Genomic DNA, 23,817 nt, shown 5'->3' with positions numbered 1-23,817 from the left:
GCAAACGGATACTTCAGCGGGTGAAACACCCGAAGGGACAGAGACGATGATCGGATTGACACATTACCTTGTCGTGGGGGCGATATTGTTCGTCACCGGTATTTTCGGCATCTTCGTGAACCGCAAGAACGTCATCGTCATCCTGATGTCGATCGAACTGATGCTGCTGGCCGTCAACATCAACTTCGTCGCCTTCTCGGCCCATCTGGACGATCTGGGCGGGCAGGTCTTTACGCTGTTCGTGCTGACCGTCGCCGCCGCCGAGGCCGCGATCGGGCTTGCGATCCTGGTCGTGTTCTTCCGCAACCGCGGCACCATCGCGGTCGAAGACGTCAACGTGATGAAGGGCTGATTCATGGAAAAGATCATCCTCTTTGCCCCGCTGATCGGATCGCTGATCGCCGGTTTCGGATGGCGCGTCACCGGCGAGAAGGCGGCGCAGATGCTGACCACCGGCATCCTGTTCCTGTGCTGCCTGCTGTCCTGGATCGTGTTCCTGTCCTTCGACGGCGAGCCGCGCCACATCCCGGTGCTGGACTGGATCGTGTCGGGCGATTTCGTGTCGCAATGGGCGATCAGGCTGGACCGGTTGACGGCGATCATGCTGATCGTGGTGACGACCGTCTCGGCGCTCGTCCATCTTTATTCGATGGGCTACATGGCGCATGACGAGAATTTCACCGAGACCGAGAACTACAAGGCGCGGTTCTTCGCCTATCTGTCCTTCTTCACCTTTGCCATGCTGATGCTGGTGACGGCGGATAACCTTCTCCAGATGTTCTTCGGCTGGGAAGGCGTGGGCGTCGCCTCCTATCTGCTGATCGGCTTCTACTACAAAAAGCCCTCCGCCGGGGCCGCGGCGATGAAAGCGTTCATCGTCAACCGGGTCGGGGATTTCGGCTTCTTGCTTGGGATTTTCGGGCTGTGGTGGCTGACCGGCTCGGTGGTGTTCGACGAGATCTTCGCGCAGGTGCCCGAGATCGCCGAGACCTCGGTGCGGTTCCTGTGGACCGACTGGAACGCGGCGAACCTGCTGGGCGTGCTCTTGTTCATCGGTGCGATGGGCAAGTCGGCGCAGCTGTTCCTGCACACCTGGCTGCCCGACGCGATGGAAGGCCCGACGCCCGTGTCGGCGCTGATCCACGCCGCGACCATGGTGACGGCCGGGGTGTTCCTGGTCTGCCGGATGTCGCCGCTCTATGAGTTCGCGCCGACCGCGACTGCCTTCATCACCATCATTGGCGCCTGCACGGCGTTCTTCGCAGCGACGGTCGGGCTGGTGCAGAACGACATCAAGCGCGTCATCGCCTATTCGACCTGTTCGCAGCTCGGCTATATGTTCGTGGCCGCCGGGGTCGGGGTGTATTCGGTGGCCATGTTCCACCTGCTGACCCATGCCTTCTTCAAGGCCATGCTGTTCCTTGGCGCTGGCTCGGTCATCCACGGCATGCATCACGAGCAGGACATGCGGAACTATGGCGGGCTGCGCAAGAAACTGCCTTACACGTTCTGGGCGATGCTGATCGGGACGCTGGCCATCACCGGGGTCGGCATTCCGCTGACCCATATCGGCTTCGCGGGCTTCCTGTCGAAAGATGCCGTGATCGAAAGCGCCTTCGTGGGCAGCCAGTTCGCCTTCTGGGCCCTGGTGATCGCGGCGGGCTTCACCAGCTTCTATAGCTGGCGGCTGATGTTCATGACCTTCTGGGGCAAGCCGCGCGGCGATCACCACACCCATGACCACGCCCTTGAATCGCCGCCCGTGATGACCGTTCCGCTGGGGGTGCTGGCCATCGGCGCCATCTTCTCGGGCATGGTCTGGTATGGCGATTTCTTCGGCGACCGGGTCAACCAGTTCTTCCATCTGGGCGGGGCGGAGGAACACGCCTCGGCCGAGACGACCGAGGAGGCGGCCGGGGCCGAAACCCATGAGACCGTAGCCGTTGCTGAGGACGCGGCACCGGCAGAGGCCGCCGGCGAGGCAGAGGCCGGACATGCCGAGGACGGGGTGCTGAACACCGATGTTCCGGCGCCGGTGGGCGGGGCGATCTACATGCACCCGGACAATCATGTCCTGCATGACGCCCATTACGTGCCGAAATGGGTGAAGATCTCGCCCTTCATCGCCATGCTGATCGGCTTGTTCACCGCCTGGATGATGTATATCCGCTATCCCGACGCGCCGGCACGGTTGGCCGCGACGCAGCGCCCTCTTTACGAATTCCTGCTGAACAAATGGTATTTCGACGAGATCTACGACCATGCCTTTGTGCGCCCGGCGCGCTGGCTGGGCCGGTCGCTGTGGCAGGGCGGCGACGGGCGGGTCATCGACGGTGCCATCAACGGCGTCGCCATGGGGCTGATCCCGCGGCTGACGCGCTTCGCGGGCCGGATGCAGTCGGGCTATCTCTTCCACTACGCATTGGCGATGGTGGTCGGCATCCTGGCGCTGCTGATCTGGGTGATGATGCGCGGGAGCATGTAAGATGACCAATATCCTATCCATCATCACCTTCCTGCCGCTGGTGGCCGCGTTGATCCTGGCCGTGTTCCTGCGCGGCGACGACGCGGCTGCGCGTCGCAATGCGAAATGGCTGGCGCTGATCGCCACCACCGCGACCTTTGTGATCTCGCTGACCACCCTGTTCGGCTTCGATCCGGCCAATACCGGCTTCCAGTTCGTCGAGGATCGCAACTGGATCATGGGGCTGCGCTACAAGATGGGCGTGGACGGGATCTCCATCCTGTTCGTGCTGCTGACCACCTTCCTGATGCCGCTGACCATCCTGTCCACCTGGGAGATGGAGACGCGGGTCAAGGAATACATGATCGCCTTCCTGGTGCTGGAAGGGCTGATGATCGGCGTGTTCACCGCGCTCGACCTGATCCTGTTTTACCTGTTCTTCGAGGCCGGGCTGATCCCGATGTTCCTGATCATCGGCATCTGGGGCGGGCAGAACCGGATCTACGCGGCCTTCAAGTTCTTCCTCTACACCTTCCTCGGTTCGGTTCTGATGCTGCTGGCGATGATCGCCATGTACCGCGCGGCGGGCACGACAGATATCGAGTTGCTTCTGGCGTTCGATTTCTCCTCCGAGCCGATGCAGTTCCTCGGCTGGACAATTTTCGGCGGGTTGCAGACGCTGCTGTTCCTGGCCTTCTTCGCCAGCTTCGCGGTCAAGATGCCGATGTGGCCGGTCCATACCTGGTTGCCCGACGCGCACGTTCAGGCCCCCACGGCTGGGTCGGTCGTGCTGGCAGCGGTGCTGCTGAAGATGGGCGGCTACGGCTTTCTGCGGTTCTCACTGCCGATGTTCCCGGTGGCCTCCGATATTTTCCAGCCGGTGGTGTTCTGGCTGTCGGCCATCGCGATCGTCTACACCTCGCTTGTGGCCCTGGCGCAGTCGGACATGAAGAAGCTGATCGCCTATTCCTCGGTGGCCCATATGGGCTACGTGACTATGGGAATTTTCGCAGCGAACCAGGTCGGCGTGGACGGGGCGATCTTCCAGATGCTCAGCCACGGCTTCATCTCCGGCGCGCTGTTTCTGCTGGTCGGCGTGATCTATGACCGCATGCACACGCGCGAAATCGACGCCTATGGCGGGCTGGTGAACCGGATGCCGAAATACGCGCTAGTCTTCATGTTCTTCACCATGGCCAATGTCGGGCTGCCCGGCACCTCGGGATTCGTGGGCGAGTTCCTGACGCTGCTCGGCGTGTTCCGCGAGAACACCTGGGTCGGTCTGGTCGCGGCGACCGGGGTGATCCTGTCGGCGGCCTATGCGCTGTGGCTGTATCGCCGGGTCACGCTTGGGGCGCTGCTGAAGGAGAGCCTGAAATCCATCACCGACATGACGCCGCGCGAACGCTGGATTTTCGTGCCGCTGATCGCCATGACGCTGTGGCTGGGCATCTATCCCCGCGTTGTCACCGACATCACCGGGCCCAGCGTCGCGGCCCTGCTGAACGATGTCGAGACCGCCAATGCCGAGCGGCATGACGACCCGGCCGCGTACCGCGTCGCCGAGGCCACGGCCGGGGCGGACGACGCCGCGGCAGAGCACTGAGAGGACCGGACATGAATTCGCTCGACTTCACGATCATCATGCCGGAAATCCTGCTGGCCGGCTATGCGCTCGCAGCCCTGATGGCCGGGGCGTATTTCGGCAAGGACCGCATCGCGCGGGGCCTGCTCTGGGCCACGGTCTCGGCGTTCCTGATCCTGGCCTTCTATGTCGGCGCCGGACGCCCGACCGAGGGCGCCGCCTTCTTCGACATGTTCATCTCGGACGGCTTCGCGCGGTTCTGCAAGATCGTGATCCTGGTCTCGGCCGCTGCCGTCATGGCGATGAGCGCGGATTACCTGGCCCGGCGCGGCATGCTGCGCTTCGAGTTTCCGATCCTGATCGCGCTTGCCGCGACCGGGATGATGTTCATGGTCTCCGCCGGTGATCTGCTGACGCTGTATCTCGGGCTGGAGCTGCAATCGCTGGCGCTTTACGTCGTCGCGGCGATGCGGCGCGATTCCGTCAAGTCCTCGGAGGCCGGGCTGAAATATTTCGTGCTGGGCTCGCTGAGCTCGGGCCTGCTGCTTTACGGTGCCTCGCTGATCTACGGCTTCGCCGGCACAACGAATTTCTCGGGCATCATCCAGGTGGTGCAGGGCGATACGCTGCCGGTCGGGCTGCTGTTCGGCATGGTCTTCGTGATCGTCGGACTGGCGTTCAAGGTCAGCGCGGTTCCGTTCCATATGTGGACACCCGATGTCTATGAGGGCTCGCCCACGCCGGTCACCGCGTTCTTCGCCACTGCGCCGAAGGTCGCCGCGATGGCGCTGCTGGCGCGGGTGCTGACCGATGCGTTCGGGCGGGTGCCGGATGACTGGGGCCAGATCCTGGCAGTGCTGGCGCTGCTCTCGATGTTCCTCGGCTCCATCGCCGGGCTGGGGCAGACCAACATCAAGCGGCTGATGGCCTATTCCTCGATCGCGCATATGGGGTTTGCCCTGGTCGGGCTGTCGGCCGGCACCGCGCTTGGCGTGGAGTCGATGCTGCTCTACATGGCGATCTACACCGTGATGAATGTCGGCGTATTCGCCTGGATCCTGTCGCTGGAACGCGACGGCGAGCCGGTGTCGGACCTGGCCAGCCTGCACCAGTTCGCGAAGGCGCAGCCAGTGAAGGCCATGGCGGTGCTGGTGCTGTTCTTCAGCCTCGCCGGGGTGCCGCCGATGCTGGGCTTCTTCGCCAAGTTCGCGGTGCTGAACGCGGCGGTGGATGGCGGTATGGCCTGGCTGGCCGGCGGCGGGCTGATCGCGTCGGTGATTGGCGCGTTCTATTATCTGCGCGTCGTCTACTACATGTATTTCGGCCGCGACATCGAGCCGGTCGGCAGCCGGATGAGCACGGCCTCCTACGCGCTTCTGGTGGCGTCGGCGGTGGTCACGCTGTTCGGCGCGGTCACCATGTTCGGCGTGGACCGCGCGGCGGGGCGGGCGGCGGAATCCCTGATGATCGTCGATGCGCATGCGCCCGGCGACATCGAGACCGCGGCGATCCAGCAAGTTGACTGATCCCGGCGCATGGCCAGAGGGCGTGGCGCGGCATGTGCTGCCGCGCTGCGGCTCCACCAACACCGAGGCGCTGAACATGGCCGCCCATCTCTCGGGGCCGGCCTGGGTGATGGCGCTGGAACAGACCGGCGCGCGCGGGCGCAGGGGCCGGGCCTGGTCGATGCCGGCGGGCAATTTCGCCGCGACGCTGGTTCAGCAGCCCACTGCGCCGGCAGGCGAGATGGCGCTGTACAGCTTCGTGGCGGCGCTGGCGCTGCACGACGCGCTCGGCGCGGCGGGCGGGCCGTCGGCGCGGCTGGCGTTGAAATGGCCGAATGACGTGCTGCTCAATGGCGGCAAGGTGGCGGGGATCCTGCTGGAAAGCAGCGGGCGCGGGCAGGAGGTGTCGGCGCTCGCCATCGGGATCGGCGTCAATCTGGCGGCGGCCCCGCCGCCGGAGCCGGATGCCAGCTTCGCCCCGGTCTCCCTGCGCGGCGAGACCGGCATGTCTGTCACCCCGGAGGAGTTCCTAGATTTGCTGGCCCCGGCCTTCGCCGCATGGGAGATCCGGTTCCAGGCAGAGGGGTTTGCGCCCATCCGCGACGCCTTCCTGGCCCGCGCCGCGCGGCTGGGTGAGACCATCGTCGCGCGGACCGGCACGGCCGAACTCACCGGCCGGTTCGACGGGATCGACGCAAGCGGGGCCTTGATCCTGACAACCGCCTCCGGCAGACAGGCAGTCCCTGCTGCGGAAGTGTTTTTCTGATGCTGCTTTGCATTGATACCGGCAACACCAACACCGTCTTCTCGGTCTGGGATGGCGAGCGGTTCCTGTCGCATTGGCGGATCGCCACGGATCACACCCGCACGGCGGATGAATATTACGTCTGGCTGGAGACGCTGATCTCGCTCACCCATTTCGAACTGGATATCGACCGCTGCATCATCTCTTCCACCGTGCCGCGGGTGGTGTTCAACCTGCGCGTCCTGTGCAACCGCTATTTCAACACCCGCCCGCTTGTCGTCGGCAAGCCCGACTGCCTGCTGCCGGCGCCGCCCAAGGTCGATGCCGGGGTGACGGTCGGGCCCGACCGCATCGTCAATACCTGGGCTGCGCATGAGCGCCACGGGGATGATCTGATCGTCGTGGATTTCGGCACCGCCACCACGTTCGATGTCGCTGATCCGACAGGTGCCTATATCGGCGGGGTGATCGCCCCCGGCGTCAACCTGTCGCTCGAGGCGCTGCATATGGGTGCGGCGTCGTTGCCTCATGTCGATGTGACCAAGCCGACAAGCACCAACGGCACCGAAACGGTCATCGGCACGAATACGGTCGCCTGCATCCAGTCCGGGATCTTCTGGGGCTATATCGGGCTTGTCGAAGGCATCATCAGCCGGATCCGCGCAGAGCGCGGCCGGGACATGAAAGTCATCGCCACCGGCGGCCTGGCCCCGCTTTTCGAGCAGGGCACGGATGTTTTCGACAGCATTGACGACGATCTGACGGTTCACGGGCTCCGGCTCATTTACGATTATAACAAGGAGGCGGGGAATGTCTGACCGTCTGATCTATCTGCCGCTCGGCGGCGCGGGCGAAATCGGCATGAACGCCTATGTCTACGGCTACGGGCCGAAGGGCAAGGAACGGCTGATCCTGGTCGATCTGGGGGTGACGTTCGGCGACATGGACTCGACGCCGGGCATCGACCTCATCATGGCCGATATCGGCTGGCTGCAGGCCAACCGCAAGCGGATCGAAGCGATCTTCATCACCCACGCGCATGAGGATCATGTCGGCGCGCTCGGGCTGCTGTGGGACCGGCTGGAGGTGCCCGTCCATTGCCGGAAATTCACCGGCACGCTGGCCCGGATGAAGATGGAGGAGCGCGGCCTGCCCACCGACGCGATCGAAATCCACGACCCGCGCCCCGATGTCGTCGAGGCCGGGCCGTTTACGGTGCAGTTCGTGCCGATCAGTCACTCCATCCCGGAAAGCTCGGCGCTCATCATCGACAGCCCGGCGGGCCGGATCGTGCATACCGGCGATTTCAAACTGGATGGCACCCCCGGCGTGGGCGAGCCCTTCGAGCCGAAGCTGTGGCACGACATCGCCAAGGAAAGCGGCGGCGTGAAGGTGCTGACCTGCGATTCGACCAATGTGTTCAGCCCGCAGCCCGGCCGGTCCGAGGCGCTTCTGGCCAATCCGATGCTGGATTTCGTCATGGCCCAGCCGAATATGGTGGTGGCGACGACCTTCGCGTCGAACGTGGCGCGAGTAAAAACGCTGGCCGAGGCCGGCGTGGCGGCGGATCGCAAGATCTGCCTGCTCGGCCGGTCGATGCGGCGCATGGTGCAGGTGGCGCAGGAAACCGGCGTGCTGTCGGATTTCCCCAACACGATCAGCCCCGAGGAGGCGGCCGATCTGCCGCGCGACAAGGTGATGCTGCTGGTGACCGGCAGCCAGGGCGAGCGGCGCGCGGCCACCGCACAGCTCGCGCGCGGCTCCTATCTCGGCATCCGGCTGAAGGAGGGCGACAGCTTCCTGTTCAGTTCGCGCATCATTCCGGGCAATGAGCGCGGCGTGATCCGCAACATGAACCAGTTCTCGGAGATGGGCGTGGATGTCTATGACGCCGATGACGGGATCTATCACGTCTCGGGCCATGCCAACCGCCCGGATCTGGAGGCGGTGCATGATCTGCTGAAACCGCAGATGCTGATCCCGATGCATGGCGAGCATATGCATCTGCGCGAACATGCCGAACTTGGCCGCTCCAAGGGAATCGCCTCGGTCATCGCGACGAACGGGACCATGCTGGATCTGACCGGCGAAGCGCCGCAGATCGTCGATGAGGTCGAGACCGGGCGGATCTATCTGGACGGCGGCGTGCTGATCGGGGCCATGGATGGCGTCGTGCGCGACCGGATCCGCATGGCGCTGAACGGCCACGCAATGGTCAGCGTGATCGTCGATGAGAACGACAATCCTTTCCCCGACGCCTGGGTCGAGACGATGGGCCTGCCGGAACAAGGGCGCTCCAACGCGCCGGTGGCGCAGCAGATCGAATCGGAGCTGGCCGAGTATCTGGAGCGGGTCGATGCCAAGACCGCGGTGGACGATCAGAAGCTGGAAGAGGGCGTGCGCAAGATCACCCGCCAGGTCGCCATGGACGAGATCGGCAAGAAGCCCGAGGTCACCGTCATTATCAGCCGGCTTGCGCCCTGACCGGCGGAACCCTGGGCCAATCCCAATGGGGTATGGCCTGATGCCATGGGGGCGGGGTGAATGACGATTCTTCTGTCGCTGTCGCTGGCCGTGGTGATGTTTTCCGCCGGGCTGGGACTGCGCGGCGGGGTCTATCTGCGGCTGCTGCGGATGCCGCGGGCGATCCTGACCGGGCTGGCCTTGCAGATGATCGTCCTGCCAGTCTGGGCGCTGCTGCTGACGCGCCTCATGGATCTGAGCGTCGCGCCGGCGGTTGGGCTGATGCTGACGGCGATGGCGCCGGCGACCACGGCCAGCCATGTCCTGGTTGGCCTCGCCGGCGGGCATGTCGGTCTGGCCCGCAGTCTGACCGCGATCTCGACGCCGCTGTTTCTTCTCTGGGTGTTGCCGACCGGCCCGGACCCGACCTGGCTCATGATCCTGTCGGGGCTGATCCTGCTGCCGTTCTTTGCGGGCATGACCATGGCACGCATCGCCCGCGGCGTCGCGGCAAAGCTGGCTCGCCCGGTCTCGCTGGCGGCGTCGCTGCTGACCGGGCTGCTGTTGCTTCAGGCGCTGATTCGTTACGGCACGGTGTTTGACCTGCGGATGCTCGTGGCTTCCGTTGCCCTGGCGGGCGGCGCGGTGCTGGCCGCATGGCTCGCGGCGCGTCTGCTTGCGCCGGGGCAGGGGCCGGCGGTCGGCATCTCGACCGCGATGCAGAACTGCGCGATTGCGGTGGTGATCGCGGAATTCGCCAATATCGGCTTCGCGGCACTGGTTCCGGCGCTCTACGGCGTGGTGATGTATGCCGTGCCCTTCGCCCTCATCGCCTGGCGGGCGCGGCGGCGGTAACGGCTTGACGGGCGTGCCTTGCCTTGCCACATGCTGCCGCCCATGTCCGACAAGCCCTTCGATCCGCACCCGACCCATCGCAACTTCTATGGCCGCCGCCACGGCAAGACGCTTCGGCCCAGCCAGAAAGACTATCTGGCCGAAGATCTGGGCCCGCTGCGGCCGCGCGGCATCACCCCGGCGGACAATCCCGACCGCACCCCGATCGACCCGGCCGAGATGTTCGGGCGCGCCTGCCCGGTCTGGCTGGAAATCGGTTTCGGCGGCGGCGAGCACATGGTCCACATGGCCGCCACCTATCCCGAGATCGGCATTGTCGGATGCGAGCCCTTCATCAACGGCGTGGCGATGCTGGTCGGCAAGATCAAGGCCGCGGGCGTCAGCAATGTCAGCGTCCATCCCGGTGATGCGCGCGACATGATGGACGTGCTGCCCGATGGCGCGATCGCGCGCGCATTTCTGAATTATCCCGATCCCTGGCCCAAGACGCGCCACCATCGCCGCCGCTTCGTCACCCCCGAACATCTGCTGCCGCTGCACCGTGTCATGGCCGCGGGCGCGGAGTTCCGGGTGGCGACCGACATCCCCTCCTATGTGCGCCAGACGCTTGAGGAGGTGCCGAAGGCGGGCTTCGTGCTGGACAGCCTGCGGGCGGAGGCCTGGCCCGACTGGCCCTCGACCCGTTATGAGCAGAAGGCGCTGCGCGAAGGGCGCTGCCCCACATATCTCAGCTTCCGCCGGGTCTGAGCCGCCCGCAACCAGAACGTCATGCCCTCCTGTCGCGCCCCGAATCAGCCAGCAATCGCGGGCCGGATGCGCTGTCATGCGAATGGCACTGTATTGTCAGATCGGTGTTACACGGCCCTGCCAAGACCGCTGGGAACAACGCGGAGTCTGTCATGACAATTCGAAGCTTCCCCCTCACCCTCGCCGGCATGTTCCTAGCCACCGGCGCATTCGCCCAGGTCGAACTGACCCAGCAGGACAGCCAGTGGTTCACCGATGGCGAGAGCCGGATCGACGAGCTGGCCGCGATCCAGCCCAACACCGGCAAGGCCAAGAATGTCATCCTGTTCATCGCAGACGGCAACGGGGTCGGCACCAACTATGCCACCCGCCTCTGGGTCGGGCAGCAGGAAGGCGGCATGGGCGAGGATTACGTCCTGCCGCAGGAGGCGTTTCCGAACCTCGCCCTGGTCAAGACCTACACCACCAACGGCCAGACCCCGGACTCGGCTCCGACGGCGAGCGCCATGAACACCGGCGTCAAGTCGCGCAACGGCACCATCAACGTCGATGATGCCGGCGCCTATGACAGCTGCGATGCGGCGGCGAATGCCGGGCTGACCACCTTCTCCGAGATCGTGTCGGACATGGGCAAGTCGGTCGGCGTCGTCACCACCGCGCGCGTCACCCACGCCACCCCGGCGGCGGTCTACGCCAAGACCGCGAATCGCGATTGGGAAGACAATACCGGCCTGCCGGAAAACTGCGCGCAGAAGGACATCGCCGCGCAGCTCGTCGATGCGGTTGACGCTGGAACCGTCGATTTCGTCATGGGCGGCGGCCGCCGCCACTTCCTGCCCAACGGCATCACCGATGACGAAGGCGCCGAGGGCCGCCGGACCGATGACCGCAACCTGATCGAGGAGATCGAGGGCAAGGGCTGGCAATATGTCTGGAACAGCGACACCGCGTCCCAGATCGACAACTCCAAGCCGGTGCTGGGTCTCTTCGAAGCCAGCCACATGCAGTATGAAGAAGACCGCGACGGCGAGCCGACCCTGGCCGAGATGACCGAGATGGCGATCAACAACCTCTCGGACAATGATGACGGCTTCTACCTGCAGGTCGAGGCCGGCCGCGTCGATCACGCCAACCATGCCGGCAACCTGCATCGCGCGGTCACCGACGGCGCGGCCTTCGCCGACGCGATCGAGCAGGCCGTGTCGATGGTCGACCCGGAAGAGACCCTCATCATCGTCACCGCCGACCACGAACATGCGATCGCCTTCAACGGCTATTGCGGCCGCGGCACGCCGATCACCGGCCTGTGCTACCAGGTCGACGATAACGGCACGCAGCACACCGGAGAGCCGAATGTCGGTCTCGACGGCAAGCCCTACACCGCGGCCGGCTATCTGAACGGTGTCGGCTCGGTGATGCGCGAGGTGGTGCCCGAGGAAGCCGAGGCGACGCATGAAAACGTCGACGGCCAGGCCGAAACCAGTGCCGAGGCCGAGGCTGCCGACGCGCCGGCCCAGCCGGAATATACCGGTTCGCGGCCCGACCTGACGCAGGAAGAGGCGACCGATGTGGATTATCTGCAGCAGGCGCTGATCCCGATGACCTCGGAAACCCATTCCGGTGAGGACGTGGCGCTGATGGCCAACGGCCCCTGGTCGCATCTGTTCCGCGGCGTGATGGAGCAGAACATGATCTTCCACGTCATGAACTACGCGGTGAACGCGGAATAATCCGCGCGGCCAAAGAACTGCCGGGCGGGCTGCGCTGCGGCCCGCCCGATTCGTTTTATTGATTTGATCGAGGCTGAAGATGTTGACCCTGTCGCGCCGCCGCCTTCTTCTGTCGCTGGCCGCGTCCCCGCTCGCAGCGGCCCCTACTGTGGCGCGGGCGGGGGACGGGCCGATCCTGCTGCGCGACCTCTATGAGAAGGACCGCAGCTTTTCCGCGCTGGCAACCGGGCTGGAAGGAAGGCGAATCAGCGTCGAGGGCTTCATGGCCCCGCCGCTGCGCGCGGAAAGCAGCTTCTTCGTGCTGACGCGGCGGCCGATGGCCGTCTGCCCGTTCTGCAACGATGCCGCCGACTGGCCGGCCGACATCGTCGCGATCTACACCAAGCGGCAGGTCAGGGTGATAGCCTTCAATATCCCCATCGCCGTGGATGGCCGGCTGGAACTTGGCACCTACAAGGACCCTGATCTGGGCTTCGTCAGCCGCGTTCGCCTGGTCGATGCGGTCTACGACCGGATATGAGCCTGCCGCTGTCCATCTCCGGCCTCACCGTGCGGGCTGGCGCACGGGCGCTGCTGACGATCGAGGAACTGGCGCTGCCCGCTTGCAGCCTGACCTGCATCCGCGGCCCCTCGGGGGCGGGAAAGACGACGGCGCTGCACGCGCTCGCCGGGCTGCTTTCCGGGACCGGGCGGCTGGCCTGGGGCGATGCCGATCTCTGCCGCATGTCGCGCATGGCGCGGACCCGGTTTCGCGGCGCGCAGATGGGCATGGTGTTCCAGGATTTCCTGCTGTTCGAGGAATTGACCGCGCGCGAGAACGCGCTGATCTCGGCCGTGTTCCGACCCGACCGCGCGGCGCTGTCGCGGCGCGCCGATGCGTTGATGGAGCGGCTGGGACTGTCCGGCCTGGCGCAGCGCCGGGCGGATCGCCTGTCGGGGGGCGAGCGGCAGCGCGTCGCGGTGGTGCGCGCGCTCGCCCATGATCCTGCGATCCTGTTGGCCGACGAACCGACCGCCAGTCTCGATCGGGCGACGGCCGATGCGCTGATCGCCGATCTCGCCGCCCTGGCGCGCGCCGAGGGGCGCAGCGTGGTGATCGCGAGCCATGATCCGCAAGTCTGGGACGCGATGGACCGGGTGCTGACCATCCGCGACGGTGTGCTGGAGGCCGGGTGATGCCTGCGGTTTGGCATGATCTGTCGGCGGATGCGCAGGATCTCGCGATCCTCGCGGCACTGCTGTCGCCGCTCCTGCTGCTCGGCTGGGGGATCTGCCGGGGATATGCGCTCATGCCCCTGCTACGCAGCCTGTTCCTGCGCCATCTCTGGACGAATCTGGCCTTCATCGCCCTGGTCGCGATCTCAGTCGGGCTTGGTGTCGGACTGATCGCGCAGGAGCGGGGCCTGCGCACGGCGACCGCCCGCGTGGCAGAGAAATTCGATCTGGTCATTGCCGCGCCGGGCGACGAGATCGGCATGCTGATGGCGACGGTATTCCTGCAACCCAGTGATGCCCCCCTGCTGGACGGGCAGATGTGGCAGCGCGTGGCAGAGGCGGCCAAAGGCTCCGCCCGGATCGCGCCGCTGGCCTATGGCGACAGTTGGCAGGGGCATACGCTGATCGGGTCCACTGCGGAGTTCGTGACCCATCTGTCTGGAGACTTGGCCGAAGGCACGGCCTTTACCGCGCCGTCCCAGGCCGTGGTGGGGGCAGGCGTGCCGCTGCGGGTCGGTCAGGGCTTCGCGCCCGCCCACGGGAGCAGCCCTGCCGCCGAGGCGGACGCACATGACGACATGACCGTCCGGGTGGTCGGGCGGATGCGGGCGACGGGCAGCCCGTGGGACAGTGCCATCATCCTGCCGGTCGAGGGCGTTTGGCTGGCCCACGGGCTCGGCAATGGTCATGCCGATGCAGAGGATCCGCAGGTCGGCCCCCCTTTCGCGCCGCAATATTTCCCCGGCACGCCCGCCATCCTTGTCACCACCCGCGACCTGCCGACCGCTTACGCGCTGCAATCCCGTTTTGACGGCGATGACAGCATGGCGTTCTTCCCGGGGGCGGTGCTGTCGCGGCTGCACGGGCTGATGGGCAATCTGCGCGAGATCATGTCGGTCATGTCCGTGGTGACGCAGGTGATCGTGCTCGCCGCAGTGACGACCGGGCTGATCGTGCTGTCGCGATTATTCTCGCGCCGGCTTGCGCTGCTGCAGGCATTGGGCGCGCCGGCACGGATGATCTTCGCGCTGATCTGGTCCTATGCGGCGCTGCTGCTCGGGATCGGCGCCGTGCTGGGGCTGGCGGTCGCGTTCGGTGCGGTGCATCTGCTCTCCGCCATGCTGTCGGCGCGAACGGGGTTGCTGATCGCGGCCGATCTGGGCTGGGCGGAGCTTCATCTGGTGGCCGCGTGCCTTGCGCTTGGCCTGCTGGTCGCGCTGATTCCCGCCCTCGTTGCACTCAGGCGCGACGTGACCGAGGCGTTGCGTCGCTGACAGGAAGCGGCTTGCCTTGGCTGCCATCCGCCGACTTGCCCACGGAATGCGCGCAGGAAATGCATTTCATTACAAACAGTTGATTTGATCGCGCAACCATCGGTGGTTAGCTGCCACATGGGGTGAACGAAGTGGGGTTATTCTGGCGGACCGGCCATGTCCTGTGCTATGATCCTGACAATGTACAGGTTCAGCGCCTGAAATTGGGGCCTCTCGATCCTGCAGTCTGTCAGGCGACAAAATGCCGCGGGGCTGCGCGAGACAGTATTTTCGGCATTTTTCGCATGAAACCGGGTCTGCCTTTTTGCATCTCATACGCGCCGGTTGAACCGGCCGGTCTTTCCTCCGCGGGGCGCATGGCCCGGATGCGAGGCGAATGGGCGCGTCCAACGGCGCCCGGACAGGTTGACGGGGCCGTGCGGCATGTGCGGCCGCGATTGGTGTAGGTGGTGAATACGGTATCCAGAGCTGGCAACGGGACATATGCGCTGCCGCGCGGTGCATCTGTCATGGCAGCCGAGCCGGCGATGGATCTTGTCGGGGTTCGACCGACGCACGGCGGGGATTTGCGTGGTGCGTCTGCAAGTGAGGGTTTGCGGTGGTCGAACCTCGACAAGCCTGGAACCGGCCGGGGCCGGATCAGTCGGTTTCAAAACTGAACAGCGCCACACTTCGTTCCAACTCGTTGACGGCGAGATTGCGGTTGATCGGGGCCTGCGCACGCGAGGCGCAGTTCTGCCGTTCGCACAGAAAGCAGTTCAGCCCGATATCGGTCGGCTCCACCCGGTCCTGGTCGATGCTGTCCGAATAGATCAGCCGCGGCGCGAAAGCCACGTCACAGCCCAGCCCGACGGCCAGGCGCGGCGCAGGGGCGGCGGCGCTGCCCCCGGCGCGGGTCACGGTGCGGGCGATGGAGAAATAGCGCGTCCCCTCCGGCATGCGGATCAGTTGGGTCTGGATCCGGCCCGGCGTCTCGAAGGCCGCGTGGATGTTCCAGAGCGGGCAGGTGCCGCCGAATCGCGAGAACGGGAACCGCCCGGCGCTGAACCGCTTGGAGACATTGCCCGCGCGATCCACCCGCACGAAGAAAAAGGGAATGCCCCGCGCCTCGGGCCGTTGCAGCGTGGTCATGCGATGCGCGGTCTGCTCGAAGCTGGTGCCGAAGCGATGGCCGATCACCTCAAGGTCATAGCGTTCCGATTCGCAGGCCGCGAGGAAGGGCTGATAGGGCATCAGCAGGGCTGCGGCGAAGTAATTCGCCAGGCTGACGCGGGCGAGGCTGCGCGTCGCATCGCCTTCAAGCTCGGCCGCCGCCATCACCTCGTCCAGCAGATCCTGGTATTCCAGCCGCGCCAGCAGCACCGCGATCTGGAACCGGCGGCTCGCCGCATCCAGCCGTTCCGACAGCATCAGCTCCTTGCGATGCGGGTCATAGCGGCGCAGCGTCCCGCCCATGACCGAGGCAGGCAGGCGGCGGACCCGGATCTGATGCGCCGACAGCAGCCGGTGCAGGTTCTGCCCCGATTCGTCGCGGTGGATGCGGTTCTTCTCGGCCACCCGCTCGGCCTCGCGGTCGAGCGCATCCATGTAGTTGCGGTTTTCATAGAACAGGTCATGGACATGCTCGACGGGCTTGGCGATCTGGGCCAGCACCTCGACCTTGTTGCGGTCGGTCAGCGGATTCTCCTCTGCCTGATCACGCATCACCGCGTCGCGCAGCCGGCCCTGAAGCCGCACCAACGCCCCTGCAATGCGCGGCGAGGCCTGCAGCACCGCCTCCATCTCGGCGCGGCTGACCCCGTCCGTATCCAGTGCGGGATCCTTCAGCGCGGCCTCGAAATCGACCGCAAGCTGGGTGTCCGTGCCCGGCGCGAGTTCCGCCACATTCAGATCGTAAACCTGCGCCAGACGCATCAGCAGCTTGGCCGAGGCCGGCCGCTGATCGGACTCGATCAGCGTGATATAGCTGGGTGAGACATCGAGCTGCTCGGCCATCTGCGCCTGGGTCAGCCCCAGCGTCGTGCGCAGCACTTTCAGCCGCTTGCCGATGATGAGCTTCTCTCCGCGCGCCATGTGACATTCCTTACATTACAAACGTAACGATAATGACAAATGTGACAAACTGACCCTATTGCCTGAACAAGTTAATGCATAACAGGAATGACATTACTAGGGTGACAAATATGAACAGGCGGAATTCTCCGCGAATCTGCAGGAAGGAGCCCATCATGGCCAACCGCAAAACCTACGCCGAACTGCGCGCCGAGCTCGAGAAGCGTTACCCGAACGGGCAGACCGCCGGCGGCGTCACCATCGACGATATCGTGCAGCTCAAGCTGCAGAACACTTATGACACCCATCTGGACGTGGCCCGCGCCATGGCCGGGGTCATGCGCGAGGATATGGCCGCCTATGACGCCGATCCGACGCTGTCCACCCAGTCGCTGGGGTGCTGGTCGGGCTTTCACGCCCAGCAGATGATCAAGTCGGTCAAGCGGCTGCGCGGCACCACCAAGCGCGCCTATGTCTACCTGTCCGGCTGGATGGTGGCCGGTCTGCGCAACACCTGGGGCCATCTGCCCGACCAGTCGATGCATGAAAAGACCGCCGTCGCCGATCTGATCCGCGAGATCTATGTCTCGCTGCGCCAGGCCGACGAGGTGGCGATCAACGATCTGTTCAAGGAACTGAAAGCGGCCGGCAATGACGAGGCGCGCAATGCGGTCATCGAGAAGATCGACAATTTCGAATCGCATGTCGTGCCGATCATCGCGGATATCGACGCCGGTTTCGGCAATGAGCACGCCACCTATCTGCTGGCGAAAGAACTGATCCAGGCCGGGGCCTGCTGCCTGCAGATCGAAAACCAGGTCTCCGACGCCAAGCAGTGCGGCCACCAGGATGGCAAGGTCACCGTGCCGCGCGAGGACTTCATCGAGAAGCTGCGCGCCTGCCGCCTGGCCTTCGAGGAACTCGGTGTCGACGATGGTGTCATCGTGGCGCGCACCGACAGCCTCGGCGCCGGTCTGACCCAGAAGGTTCCGGTCAGCCAGCAGCCGGGCGATATGGCGGCCGAATACATCAAATGGCTGAAGACCGAGAAGATCACCGATGACAACCCGATGAAGGACGGCGAACTGGCGCTGTTCCGCGACGGCGAATTCGTGCGCCCGCTGCGTCTAGCCAACGGGCTGTTCCCGTTCAAGGAAGGCTCGGGCCGGGATCGGGTGATCGAGGATTGCATCGTCAACCTGACCGAAGGCGGCGCCGACATGGTCTGGATCGAGACCGACACGCCGAATGTCGATGAAATCGCCGGGATGGTGAACGCGGTGCGCGAGGTCGTGCCGAACGCCAAGCTGACCTATAACAACTCGCCCAGCTTCAACTGGACGCTGAACCTGCGCAAACAGGTCCGCGATCAGTGGATCGAGGAAGGCAAGATCCAGGCCGGCGACTATCCCGAGGGCAACGAGCTGATGAAGCCGGAATTCGACGACACCGAGCTGGGGCAGGAGGCGGATGCGCGGCTGCAGAACTTCCAGCACGATATCTCGACCCGTGCGGGCGTGTTCCACAACCTCATCACCCTGCCGACCTTCCACCTGACCGCGAAGTCGATGGATGAGCTGTCGCGTGGCTATTTCGGCGAGGACAAGATGCTTGCCTACGTCAAGACCGTGCAGCGCGAGGAGATCCGTCGCGGCATCTCGGCGGTCAAGCACCAGCACGAGGTCGGCTCGGATCTGGGCGACACGTTCAAGGAAATGGTCGCAGGCGACCGCGCGCTGAAAGCGGGTGGCCACGCGAACACCATGAACCAGTTCGCGGCAGAGTGACCGCCGCGGGCATGCAGGGCATGACGACCCAGTCCGCGGCCGCATAATGGCCCTGTAAACTCTTGGTCGCCGCCGCTAATGTGGCGGCGACCCCTAACCGGAGGACCAAGACATGACTGCAGACGCCGATTTCCAGCGCATCGACCTGCCCGAGGGCGACCGCGAGACCCGCTCCATCCATCGCGTGGCAGAGGCGGTCCACCGCCTCAACGACGCGGTGCAGCGGGCCGTGAACGAAGGCGTCTCGGTCGAGGTGATCCGTGTCTCGCGTTACCACAATGGCGCAGGTGCCTGGGGCGACCAGATCGTGCCGACCATTCGCGGCACCGGCGACAAGGCCGACGGCGACGCCAAGGGCTGATCGCCCGTCAAGACGATCTGCGGGGGGGCGGGCCGTGTGAGCCCGCCCTTTTGCATTCGGCATCTCAGTCGCCGGTGGCCCTGGCCTGGTTCACCCGCTTCGACAGCTCCTCGCGGGTTTCGACCCGCTCGGAATAGCGGTCCACGAGATGATCGCGAATGTCGCGGGTCAGCAGGGTGAATTTCACCAGCTCCTCCATCACATCCACAATCCGGTTGTAGTAGGGCGATGGCTTCATCCGGCCCGCCGCGTCGAACTCATCCCAGGCTTTCGGGACGGAGGACTGGTTGGGAATGGTCAGCAGCCGCATCCAGCGGCCCAGGATGCGAAGCTGGTTGACGGTATTGAAGCTCTGGCTGCCGCCGCAGACCTGCATCACCGCCAGCGTCTTGCCCTGTGTCGGGCGCACCCCGCCAAGCGACAGCGGGATCCAGTCGATCTGCGATTTCATCAGCCCGGTCATCGCCCCGTGCCGCTCGGGCGAGGACCACACCATCCCCTCGCACCACTGCACCAGATCGCGCAGTTCCGCGACCTTGGGATGGTCGGGGTCGGCCGTATCCACCTGCGGCAGACCGGCCGGGTCGAAAATCCGCGCCTCGGCGCCGTATCGGTGAAGGATCCGCGCGCATTCCTCGGCAGCGAAGCGCGAGAAGCTGCGGCTGCGCAGCGAGCCATACAGGATCAGGATGCGCGGCGCGTGGGTGCTCGGCGCTGCGGGAAAAAGCGCGGCGGCGGAGACAGGGGCGAAGCTGTCAGTCTGGATCTGCGGTGTGTCGGTCAAATCGGTGAGGCTTTCATCGGATGCGTTAATATTCGATATATCATGTAATGTCGAAATGTAAGGCCTGGCGAAGCCCCGCGTCGGGACCGCGCCGAATTGCCGCGCCCCTTTTCCCGGCGCGGCTTTCGCGCTACATACCCGGATTGACCCCGCGACCCCGCAAGGTGACGCCATGACGACCGACATCGAACGCCCCGTGCTGACCCCGCCCAATGGCGAAAAGAAGGTGCTGCTGCACAGCTGCTGCGCCCCCTGTTCGGGTGAGGTGATGGAGGCGATGACCGCGTCGGGCATCGACTACACGATCTTTTTCTACAACCCGAACATCCATCCGCATAAGGAATATCTGCTGCGCAAGGATGAGAATATCCGCTTTGCCGAGCAGCATGACGTGCCGTTCGTCGACGCGGATTACGACAGCGACAACTGGTTCGCCCGCGCCAAGGGGATGGAGTGGGAGCCGGAGCGGGGGATCCGCTGCACCATGTGTTTCGACATGCGGTTCGAGCGCACGGCGCTTTACGCGCACGAACACGGGTTTCCGGTGATGACCTCCAGCCTCGGGATTTCGCGCTGGAAGGACATGAAGCAGATCAACGGCTGCGGCGAACGCGCGGTAAAGCCCTATGACGGGCTCGACTATTGGGATTTCAACTGGCGCAAGGGCGGCGGGGCGAACCGCATGATCGAAATCTCCAAGCGCGAGGAATTCTACATGCAAGAATATTGCGGCTGCGTCTATTCCCTGCGCGACACAAACCGCCACCGCCGCGAGATGGGGCGCGACCCGATCGAGATCGGCACGATGTATTACCGCAACGAGGAATCGCCCAAGGGCGAATAGGGCGCAAAGCTGCTGCGCTGCGGGTCGGCCTCGGTCGGACGGCCGATCATGGGAAAGGCGCGTTGCGGGCAGGATTCGCGTTCGCACAGCTTGCAGCCCGGCCCGATCGGGGTCGCCGCCTCCGGCCGGTTTGGCTCAAGCCCGTCTGCATAGACCAGCCGTTCGGCATGAGCGATGTCGCAGCCAAGCGCCACGGCGAAATTCTTGACCGCCGCGCCGTAGCGCCCGCCGCCATGGGTGACGGTGCGCGCCACCCACAGATAGCGCCGCCCGTCGGGCATCTGCGCCAACTGGGTCAGGATCTCCCCCGGCCGGGAGAACGCTTCGTAGATGGACCAAAGCGGGCAGGAGCCGCCGAATCGCGAGAAATGGAAATCCGTCGCGGATTGCCGCTTGGAGATATTTCCGGCGCGGTCCACGCGGATGAAGAAGAAGGGCACCCCCTCCGCGCCGGGGCGTTGCAGGGTCGACAGACGGTGGCACGTCGTCTCGAACCCGATATCGAAGCGGCGCGACAGCACCTCGATATCGTATCTCTCCGCCTCGGCGGCGGTCAGGAACTGCCGATAGGGCAGGATCAGCGCGCCGGCATAGTAGTTGGCCAGGCCGATCCGCAACAGGGGCAGGGCGTCATCGGACAGGCGCGACTCCGCACAGATCCGCTCGATGCTCTGCGCCTCTTCCAGCAGGGCAAGCTGGGTGCCCATCTGAAAGAAGCGCTGCGATTCCGACAGATGGGCAGCGACATGCAGCACCCGGCGCCCGGCGTCGAAGCGCCGCAGCGTCCCCGGCCCGGTCTGCGCCTCGATGCGGATGCCGTGCCGGTCTTGCAGGTAAGTGGCAAGCGCCTCGGCACGTCCCGTCACCGGCATCAGATCGCCCAGCCGTTCGGCATGGTGATCCAGCTCCGCGATATGATTGCGGCGGGTATAGAAGTAATCGCGCACCGCCTCGAACCCGGTCGGTGCCGCGGGCGGGTCGGGCTGGCCGGAGATCTGCTCGGCGAGCAGATCGGCGCGCTCCGTGGCATTGCGCAGCCGCCGCCGCATATCCAGGATCAGCTTCGCCAGACCGGGGGAATTGTCGGCCAGCTCGTGCAGCTCGGCGGTGCTGATCTGGGCCCCCTGATCGGCCAGGGCGGCGCGCAGCCGCGAGGCCAGGCGGCTGTCGCCCGCATCGTGGAAGGGCTGCGCTTCGGCCCCGAATTGCTGATCCAGCTTCTGCAGCACGGCCAGGGTCAGCGGCCGCTGGTTCCGCTCGATCTGGTTGAGATAGCTGGGCGACAATTCCAGCGCCCGTGCCAGCGCCGCCTGGGTCAGCCCGTGGCTTTCCCGCAGCCGCTTCATCTGGCCGCCCATATAGGCATGTCGCATCGCGCACCTTCGCAATCTTTGCAGCGGGGCAGGGCCGCCTTCGCAACTCTCTGCTAATTCCTTCTTTACGGTAAACGTCGCGCTGTGGGAAGTTAACGGGGCACAATCTGCGAAGGACCGCCATGCCGGACATCGCGCCCGAGATCACCGAATCGACCCGGATGGTGCTGCCCGCGCAGACCAACCATCACGGCACGCTGTTTGCCGGGTCAGCCCTGTCGATGCTGGCCGATGCGGCCTTCACCGCCGCCAGCCGCCACGCCCGCGAGAAGGTGGTTCTGGCTGGGGTCAGGGATATGCGCTTCACCGCGCCCATCCCGGTCGGCAGCCTGTTCGGCATTTCGGCCCAAGTGATCTCATCCGGGCGCAGCTCGATGATCGTTCGGGTCACCGGCACGCGCGAACATCCCGAAACCGGCGAGACCGCGCAGGTCGTGGAAGGCCGGTTCCAGATGGTTGCCGTCACCGCCGATGGCCGGCCCAAGAAAATTCACCCACAGGAGACACGCCCATGAACACCCATGAAGTCCGCACCTATAAATCCGCCGAGAATCTGGCCCGCGAGGATCAGCTCGGCTGGAAGATCGCGGAGGTCGCGGCGGACCCGGTCGCCGTGGATGACGACGTGACCGAGATGATCATCAACCGGATCATCGACAACGCCTCCGTCGCGGCGGCGTCCGTCGCGAGGCGTCCCGTGGCGTCCGCCCGCGCCCAGGCGATGGCCCATCCCTACACCCCTGGTGCCACCGTGTTCGGCGTCGACAGCGGCACCACCATCTCGCCGGAATGGGCCGCCTATGCCAACGGCGTCGCGGTGCGGGAACTGGATTTCCACGACACCTATCTGGCCGCGGATTATTCGCATCCCGGCGACAATATCCCGCCGATCCTGGCCGTGGCGCAGCATACCGGCAAATCCGGTGCGGATCTGATCCGGGGTCTGGCCACGGGTTACGAAATTCAGGTCGATCTGGTGACCGGCATCTGCCTGCATGAACACAAGATCGACCATATCGCCCATCTCGGCCCGTCAGCGGCGGCGGGGATCGGCACGCTTCTGGGGCTCGACACCGAAACCATCTATCAGGCAGTGCAGCAGGCGTTGCACGTGACCACCACCACCCGCCAGTCGCGCAAGGGCGAGATCTCGTCCTGGAAAGCCTATGCCCCCGCTTTCGCGGGCAAGATGGCGATCGAGGCCGTGGACCGGGTGATGCGCGGCGAAGGTGCGCCGTCGCCCGCTTGGGAAGGCGAGGACGGCTTCATCGCCTATCTGCTGTCCGGTCCGGGCACGGTGTATAACGTGCCGCTGCCCGGCAAGGGCGAGGCGAAGCGCGCCATTCTCGACACCTACACCAAGGAACATTCGGCGGAATATCAGTCGCAGGCACTGATCGACCTCGCCCGCCGCATGGGGCCGAAGATCGGCGACCTGTCGCAGATCGACAATATCGTCATCCACACCAGCCACCACACCCATTACGTGATCGGCACCGGCGCAGGCGACCCGCAGAAGATGGACCCCAAGGCCAGCCGCGAGACGCTGGACCACTCGATCATGTATATCTTCGCCGTGGCGCTTGAGGATGGCGGCTGGCATCACGAGAAATCCTATGCGCCGGAACGCGCGAACCGGCCCGAGACGGTCGAGCTGTGGCACAAGATCTCGACCACCGAGGACAAGGAATGGACCCGGCGCTATCACTCCAAGGATCCGAAGGAAAAGGCATTCGGCGGCCGAGTCGTGGTGACGATGAACGACGGCTCCGTCATCGAGGATGAGTTGGCGCTCGCCGATGCCCATCCCGACGGTGCCCGCCCCTTCGTGCGCGAGAATTACAAAAACAAGTTCCTGACCCTGTCGGAAGGCATCCTGTCCGCAGCCGAACAGACCCGCTTCCTTCAAGCGGCAGAGGCGCTGCGCGATCTGAAGGCGGGCGATCTTGCGGCGCTGAATTTTGTGGTCGAGGCCGGCAGGCTCGGGGATCCGCGCCCGACGGGGATCTTCGACTTCGGAAAATAAGGGAGGA

Annotated in this window: 21 protein-coding genes; 18 read left to right on the top strand and 3 right to left on the bottom strand. The window is 65.1% G+C overall.

Annotation, left to right across the window (positions count from 1 at the left end):
* Positions 1-46: 46 nt before the first annotated feature.
* The 13 genes from nuoK (at position 47) to BLT73_RS00650 (ending at position 14,583) form a co-directional block, all read left to right on the top strand.
* Positions 47-352, top strand: coding sequence for an NADH-quinone oxidoreductase subunit NuoK (nuoK, locus tag BLT73_RS00710; RefSeq protein ID WP_090519977.1), 306 nt, complete (start codon positions 47-49; stop codon positions 350-352).
* Positions 353-355: 3 nt separating this feature from the next.
* On the top strand, positions 356-2,485 hold the full coding sequence (gene nuoL / locus BLT73_RS00705; protein WP_090519976.1) for an NADH-quinone oxidoreductase subunit L: 2,130 nt from the start codon (positions 356-358) through the stop codon (positions 2,483-2,485).
* A gap of 1 nt (position 2,486) precedes the next feature.
* Entirely contained in the window at positions 2,487-4,070 is a 1,584-nt protein-coding gene (locus BLT73_RS00700; RefSeq protein WP_090519974.1) for an NADH-quinone oxidoreductase subunit M, read from the top strand.
* An 11-nt stretch (positions 4,071-4,081) separates the two neighbouring features.
* Positions 4,082-5,575, top strand: a complete 1,494-nt coding sequence (gene nuoN / locus BLT73_RS00695) for an NADH-quinone oxidoreductase subunit NuoN (protein ID WP_090519971.1) — start codon at positions 4,082-4,084, stop codon at positions 5,573-5,575.
* A complete protein-coding gene (locus BLT73_RS00690; protein WP_090520886.1) occupies positions 5,529-6,320 on the top strand; it encodes a biotin--[acetyl-CoA-carboxylase] ligase in 792 nt (263 codons plus the stop codon). Before nuoN ends, BLT73_RS00690 begins: the two co-directional genes overlap by 47 nt.
* On the top strand, positions 6,320-7,117 hold the full coding sequence (locus tag BLT73_RS00685) for a type III pantothenate kinase (protein WP_090519969.1): 798 nt from the start codon (positions 6,320-6,322) through the stop codon (positions 7,115-7,117). Before BLT73_RS00690 ends, BLT73_RS00685 begins: the two co-directional genes overlap by 1 nt.
* Entirely contained in the window at positions 7,110-8,783 is a 1,674-nt protein-coding gene (locus BLT73_RS00680; RefSeq protein WP_090519968.1) for a ribonuclease J, read from the top strand. The genes BLT73_RS00685 and BLT73_RS00680 overlap by 8 nt, the downstream gene beginning before the upstream one ends.
* Positions 8,784-8,843: 60 nt before the next feature.
* Positions 8,844-9,617, top strand: coding sequence for a bile acid:sodium symporter family protein (locus BLT73_RS00675; RefSeq protein ID WP_090519967.1), 774 nt, complete (start codon positions 8,844-8,846; stop codon positions 9,615-9,617).
* Between the two features lie 42 nt (positions 9,618-9,659).
* Entirely contained in the window at positions 9,660-10,364 is a 705-nt protein-coding gene (trmB, locus tag BLT73_RS00670; RefSeq protein ID WP_090520884.1) for a tRNA (guanine(46)-N(7))-methyltransferase TrmB, read from the top strand.
* A 152-nt stretch (positions 10,365-10,516) separates the two neighbouring features.
* On the top strand, positions 10,517-12,094 hold the full coding sequence (locus BLT73_RS00665; protein ID WP_245726886.1) for an alkaline phosphatase: 1,578 nt from the start codon (positions 10,517-10,519) through the stop codon (positions 12,092-12,094).
* Between the two features lie 79 nt (positions 12,095-12,173).
* Positions 12,174-12,614: a hypothetical protein gene (locus tag BLT73_RS00660; protein WP_090519964.1), complete on the top strand. Its 441-nt coding sequence runs from the start codon at positions 12,174-12,176 to the stop codon at positions 12,612-12,614.
* Positions 12,611-13,270 carry an ABC transporter ATP-binding protein gene (locus tag BLT73_RS00655; RefSeq protein ID WP_090519963.1) on the top strand — a complete coding sequence of 220 codons (660 nt, stop codon included), beginning with the start codon at positions 12,611-12,613 and terminating at the stop codon, positions 13,268-13,270. Before BLT73_RS00660 ends, BLT73_RS00655 begins: the two co-directional genes overlap by 4 nt.
* On the top strand, positions 13,270-14,583 hold the full coding sequence (locus tag BLT73_RS00650; protein WP_090519962.1) for an ABC transporter permease: 1,314 nt from the start codon (positions 13,270-13,272) through the stop codon (positions 14,581-14,583). The genes BLT73_RS00655 and BLT73_RS00650 overlap by 1 nt, the downstream gene beginning before the upstream one ends.
* Before the next feature lie 639 nt (positions 14,584-15,222).
* On the opposite strand, the gene BLT73_RS00645 is transcribed toward BLT73_RS00650, so the two are convergent.
* Complete coding sequence (locus BLT73_RS00645) at positions 15,223-16,656, bottom strand: helix-turn-helix domain-containing protein (RefSeq protein ID WP_090519960.1); 1,434 nt, start codon at positions 16,654-16,656, stop codon at positions 15,223-15,225.
* A 155-nt stretch (positions 16,657-16,811) separates the two neighbouring features.
* Between BLT73_RS00645 and BLT73_RS00640 the strand changes: the two genes are divergently transcribed.
* Together BLT73_RS00640 and BLT73_RS00635 are read left to right on the top strand one after the other, a co-directional pair.
* The gene (locus BLT73_RS00640) at positions 16,812-18,422 is read left to right on the top strand and encodes an isocitrate lyase (RefSeq protein ID WP_090519959.1); all 1,611 of its coding nucleotides are present in this window, start codon (positions 16,812-16,814) and stop codon (positions 18,420-18,422) included.
* A gap of 112 nt (positions 18,423-18,534) precedes the next feature.
* Positions 18,535-18,783, top strand: a complete 249-nt coding sequence (locus BLT73_RS00635) for a hypothetical protein (protein WP_090519958.1) — start codon at positions 18,535-18,537, stop codon at positions 18,781-18,783.
* Positions 18,784-18,847: 64 nt separating this feature from the next.
* Here the strand turns inward: BLT73_RS00635 and arsH are convergent, their stop codons facing one another.
* Complete coding sequence (arsH, locus tag BLT73_RS00630; protein WP_090519957.1) at positions 18,848-19,567, bottom strand: arsenical resistance protein ArsH; 720 nt, start codon at positions 19,565-19,567, stop codon at positions 18,848-18,850.
* A 172-nt stretch (positions 19,568-19,739) separates the two neighbouring features.
* Here arsH and BLT73_RS00625 point away from each other — a divergent pair, with 172 nt between their 5' ends.
* Complete coding sequence (locus tag BLT73_RS00625) at positions 19,740-20,411, top strand: epoxyqueuosine reductase QueH (RefSeq protein WP_090519955.1); 672 nt, start codon at positions 19,740-19,742, stop codon at positions 20,409-20,411.
* Here BLT73_RS00625 and BLT73_RS00620 read toward each other — a convergent pair.
* Complete coding sequence (locus tag BLT73_RS00620; protein ID WP_090519954.1) at positions 20,378-21,784, bottom strand: short-chain fatty acyl-CoA regulator family protein; 1,407 nt, start codon at positions 21,782-21,784, stop codon at positions 20,378-20,380. The genes BLT73_RS00625 and BLT73_RS00620 overlap by 34 nt on opposite strands.
* Before the next feature lie 122 nt (positions 21,785-21,906).
* Between BLT73_RS00620 and BLT73_RS00615 the strand changes: the two genes are divergently transcribed.
* A complete protein-coding gene (locus BLT73_RS00615; RefSeq protein WP_218132489.1) occupies positions 21,907-22,299 on the top strand; it encodes an acyl-CoA thioesterase in 393 nt (130 codons plus the stop codon).
* A complete protein-coding gene (locus BLT73_RS00610; protein WP_090519952.1) occupies positions 22,296-23,810 on the top strand; it encodes an MmgE/PrpD family protein in 1,515 nt (504 codons plus the stop codon). The genes BLT73_RS00615 and BLT73_RS00610 overlap by 4 nt, the downstream gene beginning before the upstream one ends.
* Positions 23,811-23,817: the final 7 nt, after the last annotated feature.

The organism is Paracoccus isoporae (genome assembly GCF_900101865.1).
Taxonomy (GTDB): domain Bacteria; phylum Pseudomonadota; class Alphaproteobacteria; order Rhodobacterales; family Rhodobacteraceae; genus Paracoccus; species Paracoccus isoporae.
Note: the sequence above shows the minus strand (reverse complement) of the source record. Positions and strands in the feature narration are given on the sequence as shown.

Bases quoted from the DNA above. Each gene is read 5' to 3' on its own strand.
- nuoK (WP_090519977.1), top strand. From the start codon at position 47: ATGATCGGATTGACACATTACCTTGTCGTGGGGGCGATATTGTTCGTC.
- nuoL (WP_090519976.1), top strand. From the start codon at position 356: ATGGAAAAGATCATCCTCTTTGCCCCGCTGATCGGATCGCTGATCGCC.
- BLT73_RS00700 (WP_090519974.1), top strand. From the start codon at position 2,487: ATGACCAATATCCTATCCATCATCACCTTCCTGCCGCTGGTGGCCGCG.
- nuoN (WP_090519971.1), top strand. From the start codon at position 4,082: ATGAATTCGCTCGACTTCACGATCATCATGCCGGAAATCCTGCTGGCC.
- BLT73_RS00690 (WP_090520886.1), top strand. From the start codon at position 5,529: ATGCGCCCGGCGACATCGAGACCGCGGCGATCCAGCAAGTTGACTGAT.
- BLT73_RS00685 (WP_090519969.1), top strand. From the start codon at position 6,320: ATGCTGCTTTGCATTGATACCGGCAACACCAACACCGTCTTCTCGGTC.
- BLT73_RS00680 (WP_090519968.1), top strand. From the start codon at position 7,110: ATGTCTGACCGTCTGATCTATCTGCCGCTCGGCGGCGCGGGCGAAATC.
- BLT73_RS00675 (WP_090519967.1), top strand. From the start codon at position 8,844: ATGACGATTCTTCTGTCGCTGTCGCTGGCCGTGGTGATGTTTTCCGCC.
- trmB (WP_090520884.1), top strand. From the start codon at position 9,660: ATGTCCGACAAGCCCTTCGATCCGCACCCGACCCATCGCAACTTCTAT.
- BLT73_RS00665 (WP_245726886.1), top strand. From the start codon at position 10,517: ATGACAATTCGAAGCTTCCCCCTCACCCTCGCCGGCATGTTCCTAGCC.
- BLT73_RS00660 (WP_090519964.1), top strand. From the start codon at position 12,174: ATGTTGACCCTGTCGCGCCGCCGCCTTCTTCTGTCGCTGGCCGCGTCC.
- BLT73_RS00655 (WP_090519963.1), top strand. From the start codon at position 12,611: ATGAGCCTGCCGCTGTCCATCTCCGGCCTCACCGTGCGGGCTGGCGCA.
- BLT73_RS00650 (WP_090519962.1), top strand. From the start codon at position 13,270: ATGCCTGCGGTTTGGCATGATCTGTCGGCGGATGCGCAGGATCTCGCG.
- BLT73_RS00645 (WP_090519960.1), bottom strand. From the start codon at position 16,656: ATGGCGCGCGGAGAGAAGCTCATCATCGGCAAGCGGCTGAAAGTGCTG.
- BLT73_RS00640 (WP_090519959.1), top strand. From the start codon at position 16,812: ATGGCCAACCGCAAAACCTACGCCGAACTGCGCGCCGAGCTCGAGAAG.
- BLT73_RS00635 (WP_090519958.1), top strand. From the start codon at position 18,535: ATGACTGCAGACGCCGATTTCCAGCGCATCGACCTGCCCGAGGGCGAC.
- BLT73_RS00625 (WP_090519955.1), top strand. From the start codon at position 19,740: ATGACGACCGACATCGAACGCCCCGTGCTGACCCCGCCCAATGGCGAA.
- BLT73_RS00620 (WP_090519954.1), bottom strand. From the start codon at position 21,784: ATGCGACATGCCTATATGGGCGGCCAGATGAAGCGGCTGCGGGAAAGC.
- BLT73_RS00615 (WP_218132489.1), top strand. From the start codon at position 21,907: ATGCCGGACATCGCGCCCGAGATCACCGAATCGACCCGGATGGTGCTG.
- BLT73_RS00610 (WP_090519952.1), top strand. From the start codon at position 22,296: ATGAACACCCATGAAGTCCGCACCTATAAATCCGCCGAGAATCTGGCC.